The organism is Mesobacillus jeotgali (assembly GCF_002874535.1).
Lineage (GTDB): Bacteria > Bacillota > Bacilli > Bacillales > Cytobacillaceae > Mesobacillus > Mesobacillus jeotgali.
On sequence record NZ_CP025025.1, the window covers coordinates 292,638 to 314,260 of the forward strand.

The 21,623-nt window shown below is 42.8% G+C and carries 19 protein-coding genes; 15 read left to right on the forward strand and 4 right to left on the reverse strand.

Features of this window, described 5'->3' with window-relative positions; genetic code table 11:
* Positions 1–158 precede the first annotated feature (158 nt).
* The 4 genes from CD004_RS01465 to CD004_RS01485 all read left to right on the forward strand — a co-directional run bounded on the left by CD004_RS01465 (position 159) and on the right by CD004_RS01485 (position 3,668).
* Positions 159–968 carry a cupin domain-containing protein gene (locus CD004_RS01465; protein WP_102261138.1) on the forward strand — a complete coding sequence of 270 codons (810 nt, stop codon included), beginning with the start codon at positions 159–161 and terminating at the stop codon, positions 966–968.
* A gap of 169 nt (positions 969–1,137) precedes the next feature.
* Positions 1,138–1,428 carry a hypothetical protein gene (locus CD004_RS01470; protein ID WP_233434922.1) on the forward strand — a complete coding sequence of 97 codons (291 nt, stop codon included), beginning with the start codon at positions 1,138–1,140 and terminating at the stop codon, positions 1,426–1,428.
* Between the two features lie 107 nt (positions 1,429–1,535).
* Complete coding sequence (locus CD004_RS01475) at positions 1,536–2,333, forward strand: SGNH/GDSL hydrolase family protein (RefSeq protein WP_102261139.1); 798 nt, start codon at positions 1,536–1,538, stop codon at positions 2,331–2,333.
* A gap of 168 nt (positions 2,334–2,501) precedes the next feature.
* Positions 2,502–3,668, forward strand: coding sequence for an acyltransferase family protein (locus CD004_RS01485; protein WP_102261141.1), 1,167 nt, complete (start codon positions 2,502–2,504; stop codon positions 3,666–3,668).
* 154 nt (positions 3,669–3,822) lie between these two features.
* On the opposite strand, the gene CD004_RS01490 is transcribed toward CD004_RS01485, so the two are convergent.
* Both CD004_RS01490 and CD004_RS23630 read right to left on the reverse strand, forming a co-directional pair.
* Entirely contained in the window at positions 3,823–4,680 is an 858-nt protein-coding gene (locus tag CD004_RS01490; protein ID WP_233434923.1) for a GAF domain-containing protein, read from the reverse strand.
* 269 nt (positions 4,681–4,949) lie between these two features.
* Positions 4,950–5,093, reverse strand: coding sequence for a hypothetical protein (locus tag CD004_RS23630; RefSeq protein WP_158651454.1), 144 nt, complete (start codon positions 5,091–5,093; stop codon positions 4,950–4,952).
* 351 nt (positions 5,094–5,444) lie between these two features.
* Between CD004_RS23630 and CD004_RS01495 the strand changes: the two genes are divergently transcribed.
* From CD004_RS01495 to CD004_RS01520, 6 genes are all read left to right on the forward strand, one after another.
* Positions 5,445–6,275 carry an MBL fold metallo-hydrolase gene (locus CD004_RS01495; RefSeq protein ID WP_102261142.1) on the forward strand — a complete coding sequence of 277 codons (831 nt, stop codon included), beginning with the start codon at positions 5,445–5,447 and terminating at the stop codon, positions 6,273–6,275.
* A gap of 284 nt (positions 6,276–6,559) precedes the next feature.
* Positions 6,560–9,775 (forward strand): M36 family metallopeptidase, encoded by a 3,216-nt coding sequence (locus tag CD004_RS01500; protein ID WP_102261143.1) that lies wholly within the window; start codon positions 6,560–6,562, stop codon positions 9,773–9,775.
* A 561-nt stretch (positions 9,776–10,336) separates the two neighbouring features.
* Positions 10,337–11,320 (forward strand): LacI family DNA-binding transcriptional regulator, encoded by a 984-nt coding sequence (locus CD004_RS01505; protein WP_102261144.1) that lies wholly within the window; start codon positions 10,337–10,339, stop codon positions 11,318–11,320.
* Positions 11,321–11,438: 118 nt separating this feature from the next.
* Positions 11,439–12,890 (forward strand): sucrose-specific PTS transporter subunit IIBC, encoded by a 1,452-nt coding sequence (locus tag CD004_RS01510; RefSeq protein WP_102261145.1) that lies wholly within the window; start codon positions 11,439–11,441, stop codon positions 12,888–12,890.
* Positions 12,891–13,035: 145 nt separating this feature from the next.
* On the forward strand, positions 13,036–14,556 hold the full coding sequence (locus CD004_RS01515; RefSeq protein WP_102261146.1) for a glycoside hydrolase family 32 protein: 1,521 nt from the start codon (positions 13,036–13,038) through the stop codon (positions 14,554–14,556).
* Positions 14,531–15,535, forward strand: coding sequence for a carbohydrate kinase family protein (locus tag CD004_RS01520; protein WP_102261147.1), 1,005 nt, complete (start codon positions 14,531–14,533; stop codon positions 15,533–15,535). The genes CD004_RS01515 and CD004_RS01520 overlap by 26 nt, the downstream gene beginning before the upstream one ends.
* Positions 15,536–15,860: 325 nt before the next feature.
* Here the strand turns inward: CD004_RS01520 and CD004_RS01525 are convergent, their stop codons facing one another.
* Positions 15,861–16,481: an NAD(P)-dependent oxidoreductase gene (locus CD004_RS01525; RefSeq protein ID WP_102261148.1), complete on the reverse strand. Its 621-nt coding sequence runs from the start codon at positions 16,479–16,481 to the stop codon at positions 15,861–15,863.
* Positions 16,482–16,913: 432 nt separating this feature from the next.
* On the opposite strand from CD004_RS01525, the gene CD004_RS01530 reads away from it, so the two are divergent.
* The 4 genes from CD004_RS01530 to CD004_RS01545 all read left to right on the forward strand — a co-directional run bounded on the left by CD004_RS01530 (position 16,914) and on the right by CD004_RS01545 (position 19,828).
* A complete protein-coding gene (locus tag CD004_RS01530) occupies positions 16,914–18,101 on the forward strand; it encodes a molybdopterin-dependent oxidoreductase (RefSeq protein ID WP_102261149.1) in 1,188 nt (395 codons plus the stop codon).
* A 244-nt stretch (positions 18,102–18,345) separates the two neighbouring features.
* A complete protein-coding gene (locus tag CD004_RS01535; protein WP_026694123.1) occupies positions 18,346–18,546 on the forward strand; it encodes a cold-shock protein in 201 nt (66 codons plus the stop codon).
* Positions 18,547–18,781: 235 nt separating this feature from the next.
* Positions 18,782–19,105 (forward strand): ribonuclease E inhibitor RraB, encoded by a 324-nt coding sequence (locus tag CD004_RS01540; RefSeq protein ID WP_233434924.1) that lies wholly within the window; start codon positions 18,782–18,784, stop codon positions 19,103–19,105.
* Positions 19,106–19,120: 15 nt separating this feature from the next.
* A complete protein-coding gene (locus CD004_RS01545) occupies positions 19,121–19,828 on the forward strand; it encodes a M48 family metallopeptidase (protein WP_102261151.1) in 708 nt (235 codons plus the stop codon).
* A gap of 250 nt (positions 19,829–20,078) precedes the next feature.
* Here CD004_RS01545 and CD004_RS01550 read toward each other — a convergent pair whose 3' ends face one another.
* A complete protein-coding gene (locus CD004_RS01550; protein ID WP_102261152.1) occupies positions 20,079–20,591 on the reverse strand; it encodes a GNAT family N-acetyltransferase in 513 nt (170 codons plus the stop codon).
* 344 nt (positions 20,592–20,935) lie between these two features.
* On the opposite strand from CD004_RS01550, the gene CD004_RS01555 reads away from it, so the two are divergent.
* A complete protein-coding gene (locus tag CD004_RS01555) occupies positions 20,936–21,412 on the forward strand; it encodes a CarD family transcriptional regulator (RefSeq protein ID WP_102261153.1) in 477 nt (158 codons plus the stop codon).
* Positions 21,413–21,623: the final 211 nt, after the last annotated feature.

The following is a 21,623-nucleotide window of genomic DNA, read 5'->3' on the forward strand; positions in this document are numbered from 1 at the left end:
TGAACCACCGAGCTTCTTCGCGTTCTCTTTTTATCTGCAATGCCGAAAAAAATCGCAGTTATGTGAAAACCTTCCCAGTGTTTACCGTGTAACTGTTAAGTACATTCCCAAAATAATTGCATAGGATATTCTGATGAAATGGGAAGGGATTGACAAAAATGAACTATGTTCCAAATGGTTATTATAATCAATATTATGGACCGAATTATTACGATGGAAGACAGTCCGGTCAGTGGGCTTACCCTTATGGAGCACAACATGCTAACGGTTTCCATACTTACCGCTATCCTAACGGCAATGGATTGATTCCTTTAGCGGATTATGGACCCAATCCATATGTGGTAAATATTAATGAAGCAACTAAACAAAACAACACGTATCGCACGGCTTTATGGACGGGAACGCATTTGCAAGTCACATTAATGAGCATCGATGTTGGCGGTGATATCGGTTTGGAAATGCATCCTGAGGTAGATCAATTTTTAAGGATCGAGCAAGGCCAGGGGATTGTTCAGATGGGCCAGAGCAAAGAGAGCCTAACCTTTCAAAGCCCAGTCGTTGACGATTCTGCGATCATGATTCCAGCCGGAACATGGCATAATGTGACCAATATCGGAAATACTCCGTTAAAGCTATACTCCATCTATGCGCCTCCTAACCATCCATTCGGCACTGTTCACGTGACAAAAGCCGATGCAATGGCCAGTGAAGGTGAAGCGAACGGCAATGGGAATACGATTGTTTTCGGCAGGACTCCGGATCAATGGGTACAGCACACGGAATATTTAGTGCAAGAAGGATTAGAAGACGTTAAAAGAGGGATCAACGCTACGCACATTCTTCAAGAATTCATTCTAATGGGAGTCCTGGTAGGGAAGGGATACACTCCTGAAAAAGCATACGAAACAGTGGAAGAATGGGAGCGCTCCGGAAAATCCAAGCTTCTTCAGCAGAGCAAGAATATGTAGGGACGAGACATGGAAGAAGCAAAGGGTTCATCGTCCCTTTGCTTCAGTTTATTTCAAAACAAAAATGTTCAACTTGTATAACTCAATATTCCATTTTGTGGTATTGTGAATTAGAGCAGTTTGCTTGAAAAGGGTGGGGGATTTGGACTTTGTGAAGGAGATGGGAAGGGTGGAGTACACCGGTAGAATACACTCATTTTTAGAAGATGAAGTGAGTGATCAAGAATATTATGATGCAATCATTGACTTCATCTGGTCCGACAATATCAGATGCGGAGAATACGAAGGGAATCAATTTGTCATTCAGAAGGTGGACAAGGATAATATTATTCTTTTTGAAGAATATGTGATTGATGGAAAAAGAGAGGTTCATAATGCTTTTTCCCTTCATAAAAGCAAATTAATGAAATACATAAATGAATATGCACATAGGCAAGGTTTCTCATTGAAGAATGGATAATGACTAAAAAAACTATCCCGGCAGGAGGAAGTGTTTCGCCATTGAAATACAGGGCGAGAACCGTTGCTGTGTCACCAAAAGCTAAGTGAAAGGATCGAAAAAAGTAAATGAGATTATTATACTTGTTCGGCAGTATGATCATTGTTCCTTTCTTGCCATTTTTATATTTTCAAGGAAAAAGGGTCAGAGCAAGCACGCCCCGGTTACCAGAAGCGGAAGGAACCCAAGGCATGGTGAAACTTGAAGGTGATCAGGAGTTTCGAGTTATTTTTCTGGGAGAGAGTTCAATTGCCGGTGTGGGGGTTAAGCATCATGAGGAAGGGTTCGCAGGCGTTTTCGCAAAAGAAATGGCAGAAAAAACGAATGTGACTGTCCATTGGGAAGTGTATGCAAAAAGCGGCTATACTCTAAAAAAAATCAGAGAAAAGATTGTTCCGGTGATTCCTGGCAGCAAAGTGGATTTGGTCGTGATAGGCCTTGGGGCCAATGATGCCTTTACTCTGAATAATCCATGGTCCTGGCAAAAGCAATCAGAAAACCTCGTTATGGATTTGAGGTCGAAATTCGAGGATGTGCCCATCGTGTTTGCCAATATGCCGCCTATCAAAGACTTTCCGGCATTTCCATTTTTAATCAGAGTGTTCATCGGGAATTTGGTAGATATATTGGGGAATGAATTATTGACTACTGCCTCAAAGTTCAATGGAGTCCATTACAATGATAAGAAAATCCGGCTAAGCGATTGGCGAAAAAGAATGAGCCTGAAACCAGAGGATTTCTTCAGTGACGGCGTTCATCCCTCAAAGCTTACATACGGTTTATGGGCTAGTGAATTGTCTTCGTTTACTTGGGAAAAGTTGAAGTTGGGGGATAGAGGCACCGTTCCGGTCACATGGGAAAAGTAGTTGTCAGTTCGGTGAGGGGCATGGGAACAGTTCAAGTGCCCTGTGGAGAGATCGATAATTCAAGGAAGAACTGTGATGTATTTCTTTGGATAAATAAATGGATTAAACTCGGGACGGATATTCACAAGGCTCAGAAGATACGTCACTATGATATTTTGAGGGGAAATTATGGGTAATAATACTCAGTCTGCTAGATATTATGATTTGGACTGGATAAAGGTATTGGCCATGTTGGTCGTATTCCTATATCACTGTTCGATGTTTTTTAATTCATTTGATTGGCATATTAAGAACAATATAATCAATTATACGTATATCGAGTTTTTCTCCCTTTTAGTAGGGAATTGGATCATGCCCATTTTCTTTGTGGTGTCAGGAATGGCTACATATTACGCTTTAAACAAAAGAAATTCGAAAAGTTTCATCAAAGAAAGGCTTTTACGGCTTGGTTTACCCTTGCTTTTGGGGATCTTTCTGTTGTCACCTCCCCAGGTGTATATTGAAAGGATAACGAACCATCAATTTAAGGGCTCGTTCCTCGAGTTCTTTCCTCATTACTTTGATGGACTCTATCTAGAAATGGGCGGTACAGGGAACTTTGCATTCTTTGGACATCATTTGTGGTATCTATTAATGTTACTGTTATTTTCGGTGATTACGCTACCTTTTTTCCTGAAAATCAAAGGATTGGCAGCTGGTAAGGAATTTAATGAACGCCATTATTTATTCATCCCTATCCCTCTATTCATCACGGCTTTAACTGTCAACCATGTTGTAAATTTAGCGAGCTGGGGAATCATCTTCTATCTACTATTATATATTTTTGGATTTTATTTCTTTGCTAGAGAATCATTAAGACCTTTTGTACGCAAAATAGGAGTTTTAGCTGGCGTTTTAAGCATACTGAGCGCTGCTGCCTATATATCCTGGGTATTTTTCTATGGATTTCCGATGGAGATATCCCTGGGGTGGGCTGTATTCATGATCATCCGTGTCCTATTGGTATGGAACATGATCTTTTTCATTATGTACTTAGGCGATAAGTACCTGAACGTGTCCAACAGAGCATTAAAATATTCGAGTGAGGCCTCGATGCCGTTTTATGTGCTTCATCAGCCAGTTATCATTCTATTAGGTTTTTTCATCTATAACCTGAATTGGACTGTACCCGTAAAACTGATTCTATTAATCTCAGCAGCCTTTTTAATCATAATGGGCCTATACGAATTCATCATTAGACGAGTCAATATTCTGCGCGTTCTGTTTGGATTAAAAGCAAAACAGGGACTTAGGGACGGTCCCTGTGTCTCGTCTGATCGAGCACGCCATCAATAGGAGAGTGAGCGAGGCAAAGTCCAAGGTGTAATGGAATGAGGGATAGGGGACATCCTTGTTTCTCCCTTCCGTATGTCCCAAAAGGTTGTAAAACGGGAAGGGAGAGGATATTTTTGTGAATTGAAAAGGATTTATCTAGCAGTGTGATTTCTATTTAGTTACTTTTTTCTACAGAAAACCCAATTCTGTTTAAAGCTCTTTCAAGGCTTGCTTCAATAGTAATTCCTTGAAGGTTATTATTAAATTCTATTGCCTTTAATGCTAAATCGGGCCTCATTCCTGTTAAAATCGGTGTTACGCCGACCAATTTCAAAATGCTTACGATTCTCAGCAAGGAGGAAGTAACGATGGCATCAATCTGGATAATTCCTGATAGGTCAATGATCAAGTATTGAAGGGACAGCTCCTTACTCTTCGTAAGAGCAGAATAAATGATATGCTCTACACGTTCTTCGTTCATTAACCCGATAACAGGCAAAATGGCAACTCCATTTGTTATGGGGACGAAGGGTGCCGATAAATTTTGGATCTGTTTGTTCGCATAATCCAAATCGAGCACATAGGTAAGCAAAGATGCCATCGTTTCAAACATCTCAATATGTTCCGGGCTTAATTCAATTGGATTTTTATCCAGACCACAAATGGTGCCGTAATTCTCACCATTGCCATAATAGATGGGGATGCCTATAAAGCAGCCGCCCCCTAAGTTTTTTGTCACATTAAGAGCCGCCGTAAGCTCGTTATTATGAAGGTCCTGGATGAAGAGGCTTTCTCTTCCATGATCAACACTCAATTTACAAAAGGTTTCTTCGAAAGGCAAAGTATCACCTTGTTCTAATAAAACCTCGTCCTTATTGAATACATTGACAATTTCATTTATTCGCTTATCATTTCTCGCTATGAACAGTGTATTTATATCGATGAATTTACTCATTATTTGAAGAATATCATTTGCGGCTTCTTCAAAATTCTTAAATGATTTCAGTTCCTTGATCATGCTGTTAGCTGACATTTTTTACCCTACCCCTGCAAATTGATTTCTTCTATTAAGTTAAACAATAGCTTTAACTCCCATACAAAGTTTCTCAATAGTATATACACATAACTTTAATAAAACAAACATGCATGCATGCTTAAGGAGACTAGACGGCCCTTTGTTCCCGGTGATTATTCATTGATCCCGGCTAAAAGAGCAAATAAGGTAGGGGATTCCATTCCAAACTTCACAGCAGATGAAACATAGCTTATTAGACGAATAAAACATTTCTACAGGGATGTGAATCATTTGAGCGGTTCTAATTCTGATTGGTGTACTAGTTCAATATTCCTGTTAGCTGGATTTCTGATCTCAACATAGCCAGATTCATATTGATGCACGATAATATGCTCTTTCCCTTGATAAATGACTAATTCCTCATTCGCCAAATAAGTCGCCTCCGGTGAAAAAAGTTTTAGTTATTTATACCTAAAAAATGAAGAATTTAAACTTAAATCAATGTTGTGAGAATTAGGCTCTCTTATTCCATTAGGGAGTCGAAATTAAGCCTGCGACTAGATTCACTTGGATGTACAAAAAGAGTCGAAACAAGCGGATTTGGAAAAAGTAAACGTAGCAGCAGGTCCATTTTGATCTGCTTTTTTCTAATGAAAAATTCGGTAAAGAATTATAAAAATCTCAGCCAAAAGTTGTAGATAGGTTACACCATCCTTCCGACGAGATCGCTTAAGGTTTTTTTTATAATAAAGCTAAGAAAAAATCATAGGAAGGTGTTCAAAATGAACCATTTTATATGCAATACATGCGGTGTCCAATATCCCCATTCTGCTCATGCTCCTGAGACCTGCCCGATTTGCGCTGACGAAAGACAGTACATTCACCCGGATGGACAGTCATGGACCACGCTTCAACAGCTTGTGGATTCAGGGAAATATAAAAATACCATTGTCCAGGAAGAGGAAGGTCTGTACAGCCTTACCACTACTCCTTCGTTTGCGATTGGGCAGACAGCCTATTTAGTCCGGAATGAAGGGTTCAACTTGTTATGGGATTGCATCACCTACTTGGACGAAGAGACAGAAAATGAAATCCTTTCTCTAGGAGGAATCGATGCCATCGCATTATCCCATCCGCATTATTATTCGACACAGGTTGAATGGGCTGAACGATTCGGAGCAAGCATTTATATCCACGAAGATGATCGCCAGTGGGTTACTAGGCCAAGTGACAGGATCATCTTCTGGTCTGGTGATTCTCTGGAACTTGATGCGGGCGTAACATTGTACCGTTTGGGTGGTCATTTTCATGGGGGAAGTGTTTTACACTGGGAAAATGATGTGAACAAGCAAGGGGTACTTCTGACTGGTGATATTATTCAGGTAGTGGCCGATCGACAATGGGTGGGTTTCATGTACAGTTATCCAAACCTTATTCCATTGCCAGCTACCAAGGTTCAGGAGATGGCAGCTAAAGTCAGCGTTCTCCATTTTGGCAGACTATATAATGCATTCCATCGTGTCATTAAGGAAGATGCCCATCAGTCTGTTCAAAAATCCGCTAAGAGGTATATTGAGGCTTTGGAGGGAAGGTTCGTTAAAATAAACAGTTAAAATGATCATCTAAAATGACACCTGATTGATAAAACCAGGCGTTCAATGGGAGGAAGGGGACCTTATGCTCTTTTTTCGTAATTGTTTATGGAAGCAAAAGATACGTCCCTCTGCTTCAGAGAACAGTCATCGCTCCTCACATCCACAAGTCCTATCCTCCATAGTTTCTTAGTAGTATTTTAATGACCTATAGTATGTATTTTGCTCTTGTGGCAGAGGTAAAAACCATTAGGCTAACGTATTCTTTCCTTGAATCAAGATTTTTCGAGGAGGGTTTTGCGTAGATGAAAAAGCGAAAGCTCGTGACGGCTGTATGTTCGACGCTGCTGGCTGGCCAGGTTTTGTTAACAAGCGGAATAAATGCTGATCAGGTTACAGGCCCAGTGACCGCAGAGGGAATCCATGAGGATCATGAGTCTCATTTGTATGATGTCAGAAATGTTGTAAACAGTGTTCTGCCGACTCAGAAACAGCTCGATGCCGCTAACACACTAGTACAGTCAGTGGGAGCGGGAACGAAGATTAAGTGGAACACCCTGTTTGGCACCCCATCGACCATCATCAAGGATCAAGGTTATTTATCAGCTCCTTCTAATGACAGTGCTGAGACGATTGCGCGCAACTGGTTAAAGCAAAATGCCGCTCTCTTTGGTCTTCAGGCCTCAGACATTGACTCATTTGTCGTAAGTAAAAAATTTGAAATGCCGGGAACAGGGCTCCGGCCTGTAACCCTTCAGCAAACATTTGATGGAATTGAGTCTGTGTACGGAGGACGTGTGATCATCGCTGTAAACAAAGATGGCCAAATCCTGTCTGCAGCCGGAAATCTAAGTCGCGCAACAGGTCTGATTGCTGACTTTCAGCTATCGGAGGCAGATGCTATGAACAAAGCTGTTGCGCTTGAATTGCCAGACGTAAGCTATGTTCCAAAGCTGTTAAGTACTGAAAAAGGCTGGTCAGTATTTGCCGGTGGAGATGTGCTCCCGGCTGAGCAGCGTGTAAAGAAAGCAACTTTTATTACGAAGGACGGTGTCCGGCCAGCCTATCGTGTGCTTTTCATTAAGGAGCTGAATGAGGGCTTTGAGATGGTGATCGATGCAGCGAATGGCAAGCTATTATACCAACGCTCCCTCGTTGACACTCTATTAGAAACAGAAGGACTCATTTTTGAAAACTATCCTGGTGCATCTGCTGGCGGAACTCAGGTTGTGAAGTCGTTTAAAGGGGATCCAAAGGCGTCACCAAAAGGCTGGCTGATTCCGGGCACAAGCTTGGGATTGACGACATTTGGAAACAACGCCAACTCGTATGCGAACTGGAGCAACTTTTTAGTCCCGGCGGATCAGGCTGTTCGTCCGCTTGCGTTAGACGGCGATTTTAGCTACTTATTTAAAAACGCATGGCAAAAAACAAACGGGCAAACGACACCGCCATCCTATGCAGAGGATTTAAACAGTGCAGCGACGAACTTGTTCTATCATCATAATCTATTCCACGACTATTTTTACAACCTTGGATGGACAGAAGCAGCTGGGAACCTTCAGCTTTCAAACTACGGAAAAGGCGGAATGGACGGCGATGCAATCTTAGGTCTTGTCCAGGCAGGGGCGCTGTCAGGCGGTGCGCCAACGTATACGGGACGAGATAACGCCTACATGCTGACGCTGCCTGACGGGATTCCGGCGTGGAGCGGAATGTTCCTTTGGGAACCAATACCAGGGGCATTTGAGGGACAGTATGCAGATGGGGATTTTGATGCCGGGATTATTTATCATGAATATGCCCATGCGCTGACAAATCGTTTCGTAGCAGGCGGAGAAGCACTCGGCAGCCATCAGTCAGGTTCCATGGGCGAAGGCTGGGGCGACTTCTTTGGAATGCACTATCTGGCGAAAAAAGGCCTTCAAGAAAAGCCGGTTGTCGGAGCCTATGTGACTGGGAATGCTGAACGAGGAATCCGCAGTTATTCACTTGATGAGGCGCCTTACAACTATGGAGATATTGGCTATGATGTTGGCGGGCCAGAGGTTCACTCTGACGGCGACATTTGGGCAGCTATTTTATGGCATGTCAGAGATACATTAATTGATAGAGTTGGAAAAACGGAAGCAGAATCAGTCATCGAGCATCTTGTGATGGATGCCATGCCAATCTCTGTTCCGAACCCATCGATGGAAGACATGAGAACGGCGATACTTGCCGCGGATTTTGAACGCTACGATGGAAAGCACTATGATGCTTTATGGACTGCATTCGCACAGCGCGGGTTAGGAGCAAGTGCATTATCCAAAGGCGGAGACGATACAGAACCAGTTCCAGGATTCAACCATCCAGATGGACAGCGAAATGGCCAGTTGATTGGAAAGGTGGTTAACGCTGCTACAAATAAACCGATCCAGGATGCACGAATCATCATTGGTGAATTCGAAGCAAGAACAAGTCCAGTGGCGGTATCGGGCCAAAAGGGCGACTTCGGGGCATATATTGTAGAAGGAATCTATGACATTACGATTCAGGCAAAAGGTTTTGGATCGAGAACCATTCGTGATGTTGCTATCAAAGCAGGGGAGAAGAACCGATTGACCTTTACAATTGGACCAAACGTTGCCTCATCTTTTAACGGAGCATCGATTTCTAGCGTATCCGGATCATCGGACAGCAACCCGGTTAAGTTTGCGATTGACGACACAGAAGCAAGTGTGTTCGCTTCAAATACGCAGGAAAATGGGTTCCTTGGTGCGGACTTCATCGTTGATCTGGCAGGAGATGAACCAGTTGAAATTTCTCATGTTCAAGTAAGTGCCATGAAGGACATTTCCGGTTCACGATTTGCCACACTGAAAAACTTCAGTTTGCAAACGTCAATTGATGGTGAAAACTTCACAACCGTCTGGAAAGGAAAATTTGAAGCAGGAAAGCCAAGGCCAACGGTAGCTGACCTTCATTACCAGGGGATTGATCTTCCACAAACAGTGGAGGCAAAATACCTTAAATTTATCGCACATGATACACAGGACAATACAAAAGGCTTTGTTCAAGTAGCAGAAGTTCAAGCCTTCTCTGAGCAAAAATCAAAGATTGAACCTCTTGAGCTAGAACCAGAAGAACCGTTTGTTGCGGAAGGCACTGTGCAGGCAGGGAATGCAGGAACAGGAATTGGAAGTCTGGCAGGTGTGCCGGCGACACTGGCCGTCACAGAAAATGAGTTCGTGACGACCCAAAATCCAGAGCCGGCATCTCAAGGTGCAGATGGATATGTGGTGACCCTTCCAGAGCAATATGGCGATGGAATCCATAACTTCACACTAAAGGGAAGCAATGACGGATCGTATGACTACGATGTCTACTTCTATAATAAAAACTTTGAGCTGATTGGGAGTGTCGCGACATCTGGGGCTAATGAAGCAGGAGTCATTCCAGGCGGCACACGTTATGTGTATGTAGGATTATATTCAGGAGCAAACGTACCGTTTACGTTTACAGCTACCAGTCCTTATTAGGGATCTTACAAGGAGAGGTAAAGTGGTCTAAGGCATAATGTCTCTATTTTGGAAAAGGGGATAGACTTTTGTCTATCCTCTTTTAATATGATTGAGAAGGCTTTGTGACAAGGGGACGGTTCTCACGTCGCAGAAATTGAAATGAACTTACAGTTGACGGAATACTTACCTTCTAACTTTATAATTTTCCTGCAAACATCGAAATCTCACAATTAAATCAGGGAGTAGAGATAACTTAAAAAAATTAAAATATGTAAATGTATGAGGCAGCAGAACCGCCCTTGTGTTTCTTATAATTTCTAGATTAATAAGGGAAAGTTAATGGATACACCTTAATATTTGGTAAGAGTAAAATAAGCCAGTGGGGCTTTCTCTCTCATTAATACCAAGGAAATCTAGGTTTTCGGGACACAAGAACCATCCCCATTCCCAACTCCCACAGGGTTATTCCGTTCCCGTGTTGCGGGTTTATTTTGTAAATCAGAAGAAGTATCCCCGTGTTATAATGAAAAAAACATTGTCTGGACAAGTGATGCCGGGCTTTTTGGAGTGGATGTAAGTATGACGACGATTGCGGATATTGCTCGTTTGGCAGGTGTGGCGAAGAGTACGGTTTCCCGATATTTAAATGGGGGATCTGTCGGCGAGCAGACGATGAGGAAGATTGAGCGAGTGATTGGGGAGACGGGTTATTCTCCGAATACTTTTGCTCAGAGTCTAAAGGCGAAGAAGACGAATATCATTGGTACGGTTGTTCCTCGTCTTGATTCTTATGCTACTTCGAAGACATTGATTGGTATTGATGAGAAGCTGCGAGAAATGAATTATCAAATGTTCGTATCCAATACAAGCCAGGATTTGGACCGGGAAATTGAGAATCTGTACAGTTTGGCGAAGCAAAAAGTTGCGGCAATCATTTTGCTCGCGACAAAGGTGACCGAGCGGCACCTAGAAACGATTCAGGAAATCGGCATTCCTGTTCTGCTTGTCGGGCAGCAGCATGAACAGGTCTACAGCCTGATTCACAATGATTATGAGGCAGGGAAGGCAATTGGCCGGCTCATGGCACAAAAAGGGCATAAGCGGATCGCTTATCTAGGTGTCTCGGAAGAAGATATTGCGGTAGGGGTCAAAAGGAAGCAAGGCTTTGCCGAGGCGATAGAAGAAGCTGAAGAGATTAGGGTCCGTTATTACGAGACGAGCTTTAAAATCGGTGATGCATTAGAGAAGGTTCCTTCTATTTTAAAGGAATTTTATCCTACTGCAATTGTTTGTGCAACCGATAATATAGCGATCGGCGCCTTGAAAGCTGCCTATTCAAAGGGGCTGAAGGTACCAGAGGATCTCTCGATAACTGGATTTGGCGGGTATGAGATCACGGAGATGATGAATCCTGGACTTACCACGGTGCAATTCTTTTACAAGGAAGCCGGGGGAATGGCTGCAGAAAAAATCGTCCAACTCGTGAATGAGGAAGAAATTCAGATGTTGAGTGTTTCCGATTTTAAAATAATTGATCGAGAAAGCGTTGACATTTTGAGTTAGCTTGCTATAATAAAATTAAATTAATGGAACCGGTTCCGGAATTGAACCGGTTTTACTTTACCGCAGTTTGGAACCGGTTCCAAACGAACCGGTAATACCAAACAAAGGAGGAATTACAATGAACTACCATGAAGTAGCCAAAGAAATACTGACTGCCCTGGGTGGAAAAGAAAATGTGTCAGCCGCAGCGCATTGTGCAACCCGCTTGCGCCTGGTATTGAATGATGAGTCCGTCGTGGACCAGAAAAAACTCGATGAAATGGAAGCGGTTAAAGGAACTTTTTCGACTGGGGGCCAATTTCAGATCATCCTCGGTTCAGGGATTGTGAATAAGGTATATAAAGAACTAACGGAGCTGACTGGATTATCGGAAATGTCCACTAAGGATGTGAAGGATGCGAGTGCGAAGAAACTCAATCCAATCCAGCGTTTTGTGAAGATGTTATCAGATATTTTCGTGCCAATCATTCCAGCAATCGTGGCCGGCGGTTTGCTGATGGGAATAAATAATCTGCTGACAGCAAAGGATTTATTCATCGCAGGAATGTCGCTTATCGAGGCTTATCCGGAAATGGCCGATCTGGCGGCTCTGATCAATACATTTGCAAATGCGGCATTCGTGTTCCTGCCCGTTTTGATCGGTTTCTCGGCAGCGCAGCGCTTCGGGGGAAATGCTTATCTTGGAGCGGCACTGGGAATGCTTATGGTCCATCCGGATTTATTGAATGGCTGGGGCTATGGTGGCGCATTGGTCAATGGCGAGATTCCGGTGTGGAAGATTTTTGGGTTTGAGATTGAAAAGATTGGCTATCAAGGAACCGTTCTTCCTGTATTAGTTGCCTCATTTATCCTGGCAAAAACAGAGAATTTTTTACGAAGAGTGGTACCATCTGCTCTGGATAATCTACTAACACCATTATTGACCATTTTTATCACGGGCATTTTAACATTTACGGCGGTTGGTCCGGTTACCCGTGCAGCGGGGAATCTGCTTTCTGACGGCATGATCTGGCTGTATGATACGACGGGCTTCATCGGCGGTGCACTATTTGGCCTCGTTTATGCGCCAATCGTTATTACGGGTATGCACCACAGCTTCATTGCAGTGGAGACACAATTATTAGCCGATATGGCTAAAACGGGCGGTTCGTTCATATTTGTCATCGCTGCCATGTCCAATGTGGCGCAGGGAGCAGCGACTTTGGGAGTTCTAACCGTTACACGCGATAAAAAGCTTAAAGGAACAGCTTCCGCAGCAGGAATTTCTGCATTACTCGGAATTACGGAGCCTGCGATGTTCGGTATTAACCTGAAGCTAAGATATCCATTTATCGGGGCGATCACTGGAGCAGCTATCGGGTCGGCATTTGTCACTTTGTTTAAGGTAAAAGCGGTGGCTCTAGGTGCAGCTGGTTTGCCAGGGATCATTTCCATCAGCCCGGGCTCAATCGTTTCATATATCATTGGCATGGGGATTGCGTTTGCAGTGGCATTCGTGGTCACGATCGTACTTGCCAAAAGGGACCAAAAGAAGATGATTAACAGCGGGGCGAAAGACGCTGCAGCATAAAAAAAAGCAAACAATGGCAATTCGAATAACGTTGTAACATAAAAGGGTGACCAACGGCGGTTCGAAAACACCACAGTATAAAAAAACGGATGAGGGGGAATCGGATGATTCTCCTTTATCGTTTTCAATCAGGAGGAAGAACAGCATGGATTGGACGAGAGAAAGAAGATATACCCAGCTGGAAGATGTAAGCCAGGAAGATCTGAAAATATTGAAAAATAAAGTGGATGCAAGTCCGTGGCGCCAAAGCTTCCATATCCAGCCGGAAACGGGGCTACTAAATGACCCTAATGGATTTTCTTATTTTAATGGGGAATATCATTTGTTTTATCAATGGTTTCCGCTCGGTCCCGTACATGGCTTGAAATATTGGTATCATACAAAGTCTGAGGACCTTGTCCATTGGGAGAATGTCGGAGTTGGCATCACGCCTGGAGACTATTTTGACAGCCATGGAGCTTATTCTGGCAGTGCAATCGAACATGACGAAAAGTTGTATTTAATGTATACAGGGAACACGCGTGATGAAAAATGGGTCCGCCATCCATATCAGGCCCTTGCCGTGATGGGGAAGGATGGCGCTATTTCAAAAATGAAGCCAGCCATTGAAGAAGTTCCCGAAGGATATACCGATCATTTTCGTGATCCGAAGGTCTGGAAGGAAGACGGCCGCTTCTGGTCAGTCATCGGGGCGCAAAGGACAGAGGAAACAGGCTGTGTTGTTTTATACAGTTCAGTCGATTTCATCAAGTGGCAGTTTGAAGGAGAGTTAAAAACGAATTTGGAATCGTTCGGGTATATGTGGGAATGCCCGGATTACTTTGAGCAGGATGGACGCGGAGTGCTTATTTTTTCCCCGCAAGGAATTGAACCGCAGGGTGATTCCTATCAAAATATTTATCAATCAGGCTATCTCCTGGGAGAGCCGTTGAATCTGGAAGATAGATTTTTCGAGCATGAAGGATTCGCTGAGCTTGACCGAGGCTTTGATTTTTACGCTCCGCAAACAATGATTGATCCTTCCGGAAGACGGATTCTTGTTGGCTGGATGGGTTTGCCGGAGATCGAGTATCCTACGGATGCACATGGCTGGGCTCATTGCTTGACGATTCCGCGCGAGCTGACTGTCAAAGGAAGTAAACTAATCCAGCAGCCGGTTAACGAGCTAGCGATTTTGCGTGGGAAGGAAGAAAGGGCAGCGGGTCTCCTGAGGGATGAGACACGGACGTTTGAAGGATTTAATGGAGTTACGTATGAAATGATTAGTGAGTTTGATAATGTCGATGCTTCCGAGTTCGGGGTAGAAATCAGGACGGGTGAGAACGAGAGAACAGTGATTTCCTATGATGCCTCAGCACAAAAAGTGGTGGTAGATCGAAGTGAATCTGGTGAAGCTTTTGCAGAGAAGTATGGTACGACTCGCAAATGCAAGGTGGCATCAGGCAAGATCAAGTTCCATCTGTTTGTGGATGTTTCTTCTGTCGAGCTGTTTGTGAATGACGGCGAAGAAGTTTTTACCTGCCGCATTTTTCCTGGAGAGGGCAGCGACGGGATCCGCTTTTTCGCAAAAGAGGGAAGTGCCCGGTTCGAGGCGGTAAAATGGGATTATCAAGCTAAGATGGGAAAAGGAAGTGAAGCCAATGGGCATGCTGTATTCAATCGGTGAGGTTTTGATAGATTTCATACCGCAGCAAAAAGGAAAGGCACTGAAGGATGTCGTGACCTTTGAGCGAATGCCTGGAGGTGCACCGGCGAATGTGTCGGCCGCGGTAGCCAGGTATGGCCAGGCAGCTTCGATGATCACGAAGGTAGGTGAGGATGCTTTTGCCGACTTTTTGATCGAACAATTGGAGGAGGCTGGCGTCAGGACGGATATGATCGTTAGGACGAAGCAAGCCAATACCGGACTTGCCTTCGTTTCTCTTAGAGAAGATGGCGAACGCGATTTCTCCTTTTACCGCAAGCCATCTGCAGACTTGCTGCTGGAAGAAACAGAACTTGATGCCTCTTCATTTGGAAGAGGCGATATCCTCCATTTTTGCTCAGTCGACCTTGTCGAGAGTCCGATGAAGCAAACACACCGGAAAGCCATTAACAGCATGAAGGAGCAGGGCGGAATCATCAGCTTTGATCCAAATGTCAGGCTGCCGCTCTGGGACAGCGCAGAAGCTTGCCGCAGTGCGATTCTTGAGTTCCTCCCAAGTGCCCATATCGTGAAGATTTCCGATGAAGAACTCGAGTTCATAACAGGCATCCATGATGAGCAAGAAGCGATCCAATCCTTATTTCAGGGCAGTGTCCAGGCGGTCGTTTTCACCAAAGGAGCCAACGGAGCCGACTTGTATGTCGGAAAAGAAAAATATGGATCAAACGGATTTACGGTTAAAGTTGAAGACACCACCGGCGCAGGAGACGCCTTCATCGGGGGCTTCCTGTATAAACTGCTTGAACTCGGGGCGACATCAGAAAACCTGATACAGTTTTTGCATGACGAACACGCAGACATACTGCGGTTTGCCAATGCAAGTGGAGCACTCACGACCACCAAGAGAGGTGCTATTTCCGCATTGCCGTCTAGGGATGAGGTTGAGAAAGGACTCAGGGACGGTTCTCTTGTCCCATGCGAGAGTCGAAATAAAAGTTGAATAGTGCTTAGATAACCTAAGGGAAGCTAAATTATGCTTCCCTTTAAATTTGATTAGGGACATATGAAACGTGGGGACGTTTCTTCCGTTTAAGTGAATAGAAAATTTTAACAATTTATAAAACGCCGGAACCGTCCCTGTGTTGCTGCTTGAGACTTTGGAGGGAAAGTTAGTTAATATGTACAATTAGAATGAGCATCTGAAAATGACGCCTGGTTGATAAAACCAGGCGTTAATGGGAGTAAGGGAACGGACCTTATGCTCCTGTTATTGTCATTGTTTTTAGGAACAAAAGGTACGTCCCTCTGCATCTGAATTAGCAAAATTAGTAGGCGATTCCTACACGTGATTTGACATAATCGCTACTTTCTATCTGACGATAAGTAAATTCTGCTGTATCTGGAACTGATATTTTCATACCACCTTCTGGCAAAAAATTACGTTCAATTCGATATTGGCCTTCTCTTTCTCCATCTGGCAAATATGTAGGACATACTATTGTCCAATGCAGTGTTGATTGTTTCAGCATATCGTAAACTTTATGATGTTCTTCTGCTGCACGGGTTGATTTGCGTTTTGATTCACTTGACTGATAACGGATTACGGTTGGCGTAGTTCTACTTTGTAAGATCCCCGCGGTTCCTACCGTGATAATTCGTTGTATACCTTCATTTTTCATTGCATTGATAACTAGTGGCATACTTTCTGAAAGAGTGGTTGTGCCATCCGTATTTAATGCACTAATAACTACATCAATCCCATGCATTGCACGTACTATATCATTTTTATTTAAAACATTCCCTTGACTAATGGTTAAATTTCCACTATTTATTTGAAGCTTCTCTGGAGTGCGAACTAATACAGTGACATGATGTCTATCATGTAGGGCATACGTTAGTATTTGACTTCCAACTCGCCCAGTTGCACCTAAAATTAAAATATTCAAAAGTATAATCCTCCTTTTCACGAATACCAATATTACCATACATTATAAATGCTACTATTTCGACTTTTACAGCACTCTTCCACTAACCTGCTTCGTTCATTAAGGAATTAAACAAAAAAGGGCGTCATTCCTTCTGCATCAACGCACCGTATAAGTGCAATAAGATTGTCGATACAATCAATATTACATCTGTTATTTTGTTTTTCATCATCTTGAATTGTCCATATGTCTTACAGCGGTCCCATTCTAGCCCATTGAAATTAGAATATATTATTGCTAGTAGTCTATAATTATAGATTATTGGAGCATGTATCATGTGGATATTGATGCGATTTATCTATCATGTCCGTATTGTTTGTAAAAAAGTATTGTCAGAACATGAAGACGCTTCAGGTTCAGGCTTCTGAATAAGCGAGAGGTGGGTGCCGCGGAATGTGGAATAGATTAAAAAAGCTTCATCATCTGAATGGATATGCTACCTTATTTTTATTCATAAGTGGGATCTTGCTTTTCATTCCTTCATTAAGGGGGCCGTTGGCTTCATACCGTGTCATGTTGAAGGATGCTCATATTTGGATCGGTTTTGCAACTGTTGCCTTCCTTCTGCTTTATTTCCGCTATTTTGCTTTCCATTACAAAGTCATAAAAAAACAACAAGGAAAGAAACGGAATCTTGCAATTGTTATTGGATTGATCATTGGCTGGATTATTAGCGGTACGGTTCTGACTTTTCAAAGGAGTCTTCCAGAAGAACTCGTTCAAGCTTCATTGTTTGTACATGATGTATTCACCTGGATTGGTCTGCCGGTCCTCCTTTTCCACTCCGTGACTAGGTCAGGATGGTTTCGGAAAAGATCAGATCAACTGCAAGAAAAAAAGAAAGAACTATATGCCTTCAGCCGCAGAGGATTTTTCAAGTACGGCATTGTCACTTTGCTTGCGATCATTTTGGGTCCATCTATTTATAAATGGCTAAAACAAGTGATGGATGATGGGGGATCGACACTGCAGGAGGTGGCGCTGAACAGCACAAATGAGCTTTTGCCCCTGCCGATTCCCGCCACACAATCGTCCCCTCCCATTGGTGGAGGGTATGAAGGGAAATTCAGGATTTATACAGTAACGGAGACGCCGGTTTTTACGAATGAAAATTGGAATTTTACGATTGATGGACTGGTTGATGAACCAGTGTCGTTGTCATGGGAAGAATTCGTCAAATTGAAGAGGACAGTCCAGGTCAGTGATTTTCACTGCGTTACGGGATGGTCCGTGCTTCATGTCACGTATGAAGGCATCCTGCTGAAAGATCTCATGAAGAAGGTAAAGCTGAAAGAGAACGCCTCCCATCTGAAATTTTACTCGGGCGACGGTGTCTATACTGACTCATTATCCCTTGAACAGGCAGCCTTAGATGATGTCATGGTCGCTGTGCTTATGGATGGAGAGCTGATCCCGTCAGACTATGGCGGCCCCGTCCGGCTGATTGTTCCCAAGATGTATGCCTATAAATCTGTGAAATGGCTTGTCAGAATCGAAGCGATCGATCATGTGCACGAAGGCTACTGGCAAGTGAGGGGATATGATACCGATGCATGGGTAGGAACATCAGAGACAACATAGAAAGATAGAGTGAGTACAAAAAACGCAGCAGGCCGGGAGCAAGGGTGACGGACCTTTTGCTCCTTTTTTTGTGATTGTTTTTAAGAGGAAGTCACCATACTAAAGTCCCTTGCAATTTTTCCTAAATCTTGTTATTCTTAGGTAGAATTATTTTTGTTCGGTGTAAAGTTCGACTCTTCGTTCTAATGATCACTTTGGGCAAGGATAGTAATACAATGTGCATTAGCACTAGGAGGCAACAAACATGGAACAAGGTACAGTTAAATGGTTTAACGCAGAAAAAGGTTTCGGATTCATCGAGCGCGAAGGTGGAGAAGATGTATTCGTTCATTTCTCTGCAATCCAATCTGAAGGCTTCAAATCATTAGACGAAGGTCAAAAAGTTACTTTCGACGTTGAGCAAGGTGCACGTGGACCTCAAGCTGCTAACGTTCAAAAAGCTTAATTTTGATATAGCATACCGAAACAGACTCCAAAAGGGTCTGTTTTTTTATTTTTAAAAAAACAGCAACAAAAAACCCTACTCAACGAACGAGTAGGGCATGGTACCGGTAAAGTAAAAAATTTAAAGCAAAAGGTTATTTACATTATAACACAACAATCTCATAATCAAATGATTAGCAGAAATTTAGCAAGTGCATGATAATGACAACATAGAAGGCACACAAATGGAGGAATGGATGATGAAATTTCCAAACGACGCAGATGGAGAAGCATTGCGCAGTTTGTTTAATGAAGGTGTCAGTTTTAAAAAGCCGCAGCCAGTCGAGTTTTTTATCGCAGTGCCGGATAAGGCAACTGGCGAGAAGCTTCTGCCCGTATTGAAGGAAGAAGGCTTTCATGGCTTACTCGAGCAGGATGATGAGACAGACGAGTGGGCTTGCAGTTGCTCGAAAAGGATGCTCCTTAACCATAGCGAATTAAAAAAAGTGCAGGAAAAGCTGGATAAAATAAGCAAGCTTTACGGCGGCCATTCTGATGGCTGGGGAGTATTTATAGATTAAAATGCAGGTGATGACATGCTTCATACTTTTTTTGGTGAAACAATACGGTATGATGTGATTTATAAAAATCGGAAAACAATCGGCATATATATCGATTTGTACGGCCATGTCGAAGTCCACGCTCCTAAGGGGACCTCAGATGCAAGTGTGCTTCAAATCCTAGAAGGCCAATGGGACTTGGTCCTGCAGATGGCGAAGGAAATGAAAGAGCGGGCCTCAGCCGGTAGGGAAAAAGAGTACGGACCAGGCGGACAATTTCTATATTTGGGCAGGCTCTATCACATTCTGATTTCACAGGGTGAAGATATCGAAAAAGACAATGCCGTGTTCGAGGCTGACAAGCTCCACGTATACGTGAAAGAGCAAAATGAAGAGAGCATCAAACAGGCTTTGAAGCGGTTTTACTATCAGCAGTGCAAGGCATTAGTCGAAAAACGGATTAAATTTCATCAAAGGGAATTTAAAATAAAGCCGCGCTCAATTCGAATCACGGACAGTAAGACGAACTGGGGAACGTGTGATTCCATGAGGAATTTGACATTCAATTGGAAGCTATCCATGGCACCAATGGAAGTGATTGATTATGTTGTCGTCCATGAAATGTGCCATATGGTCCATATGAATCACGACCGTTCATTTTGGCGGCTTGTCGGAAAAATCATGCCAGAATATGAACGGTATGAACGCTGGCTCGCGGTGTCGGCGTGGAGGATGGAGGTTTAGTGTAGCGGGGGTGACAGATCCTCTCAGCGGAGCAAAAAACTTCAAAAATATTATCCTTATACTAGTCCACGAAGGCTACTGGCAAGTGAGGGGATATGATACCGATGCATGGGTAGGATCACATAAGACAACTTGAGCTAATCTTGTGCAGAAAGAGGAGCAAGCACAGCAAACAGGGAGGAAGGGTGACGGACCTTTTACTCCTTTTTGGTGATTTTGGAAGCAAAAGATCCCTTTGCTTCTGAACCCATTATTTTGCTATGTTAATGGCGTAAAGCTTAAGCTCCTCATCGCCTTGAGGAAGAGTCACGTATCCTTCAAAACTCATACCAAGCTTTTCAAGGAGTTTAGAGGAGGAAGCATTGTCTTTGGTTGTAATGGCAACGATTAGATCCAAACCTAATTTTCGGGCATATTCCAATGTTCCTTTTGCAGATTCAAAGGCATATCCTCTTGATTGATGTTCTGAAAGAAAGGCGTATCCAATATCGACATCCTCCAGTCCATCCCGTTTAATCAAACCGCATAAACCAACCGGCAGCTGGCTCTCTTTTAGTTCAACCACAAAAAGCCCGAACCCCACTCGTTCATACATTTTTCTTGGCCCGGTCAAAATATAATTCTTAGCATCCTCAAGCGACCGAATGCCTTTATCTCCAATATATTGCAACCATCCTGGTTCATTCAGCAATTTAAAAATAAACTCTTGATCACTGACTTCTAGCCAGCGGACTTTCAGACGTTCGGTTTCGAATACTAGCAAATGGCATACCTCATTTCAAAAAGATAGTTCGTATAGCACCATCTTATCATTATGCGACAAGGGGGACGGTTCCGGCGCTTCGTGAATGGTAAGAATTTTACATGTAATCTCCGGCAAATTTTTATCTTTGTATGGCAAGTCTTAACCAAGATTCATTAGGGTTCTTTTTACTATTTTGGTTCCCGAATGATACTTGAGAACCGTCCCGGTGTCTCGCGATTTCTATGGTTTTTATTTTTTCTAATTTTAAAGAAAAAGTAGTTGACACTAAAAATAAATTTATGATATTATTAAAAATTTGATAAAAAATAATATATGTGTTAAGGTTAAGAAGGCTACCATATATGGAGGTGGATTATTTGTTTCAAATTGACGATACGATTGTTTATCCAATGCACGGAGTAGGTATTATTAAAGCTATAGAAGAAAAGGAAATCTCAGGGGAAAAACAACAGTATTATGTCATAAAAATGTTAATCGGTAATATGCAAGTCATGATTCCTGCGGGTAAAATATTGAATTCAAATATACGACCTGTTACTGACATAAGTGCATTAAAACACATCATTAACATTTTTCAACATGGAGAATCTGATCGATTACTGCCGTGGAAACAAAGGTATAAACTGAACGCGGACAAAATGAAAACAGGTAACATACAAGAATGTACGGAAGTTGTACGTGATTTACTGCGTATACAGAAAGAAAAAGTGCTTAATACAAGCGAAAAACAAATGTTAGATAACGCACATAAATTTTTGATTAGTGAACTGGGATTAATTAAAGGGATTACTGATCATCAAATAAAAAGTTTCTGTTAAGGTTTCTTTCATACATTTCCCGAAAATATTCTTTTCCAAGACATTCAACTTCTCCAACTCACCTGTAGAGCATGAACCTCTTTTGTTTTTTTCTACAATCTAATCCATTTTTATTACTTGAATTTCCTTTGCGAACGTTTGAAGTTTCATCAAAAACTCGATAAAATAGTCACTTGATTTTTGCAATCCTGATTCACACTGGCACGGACTA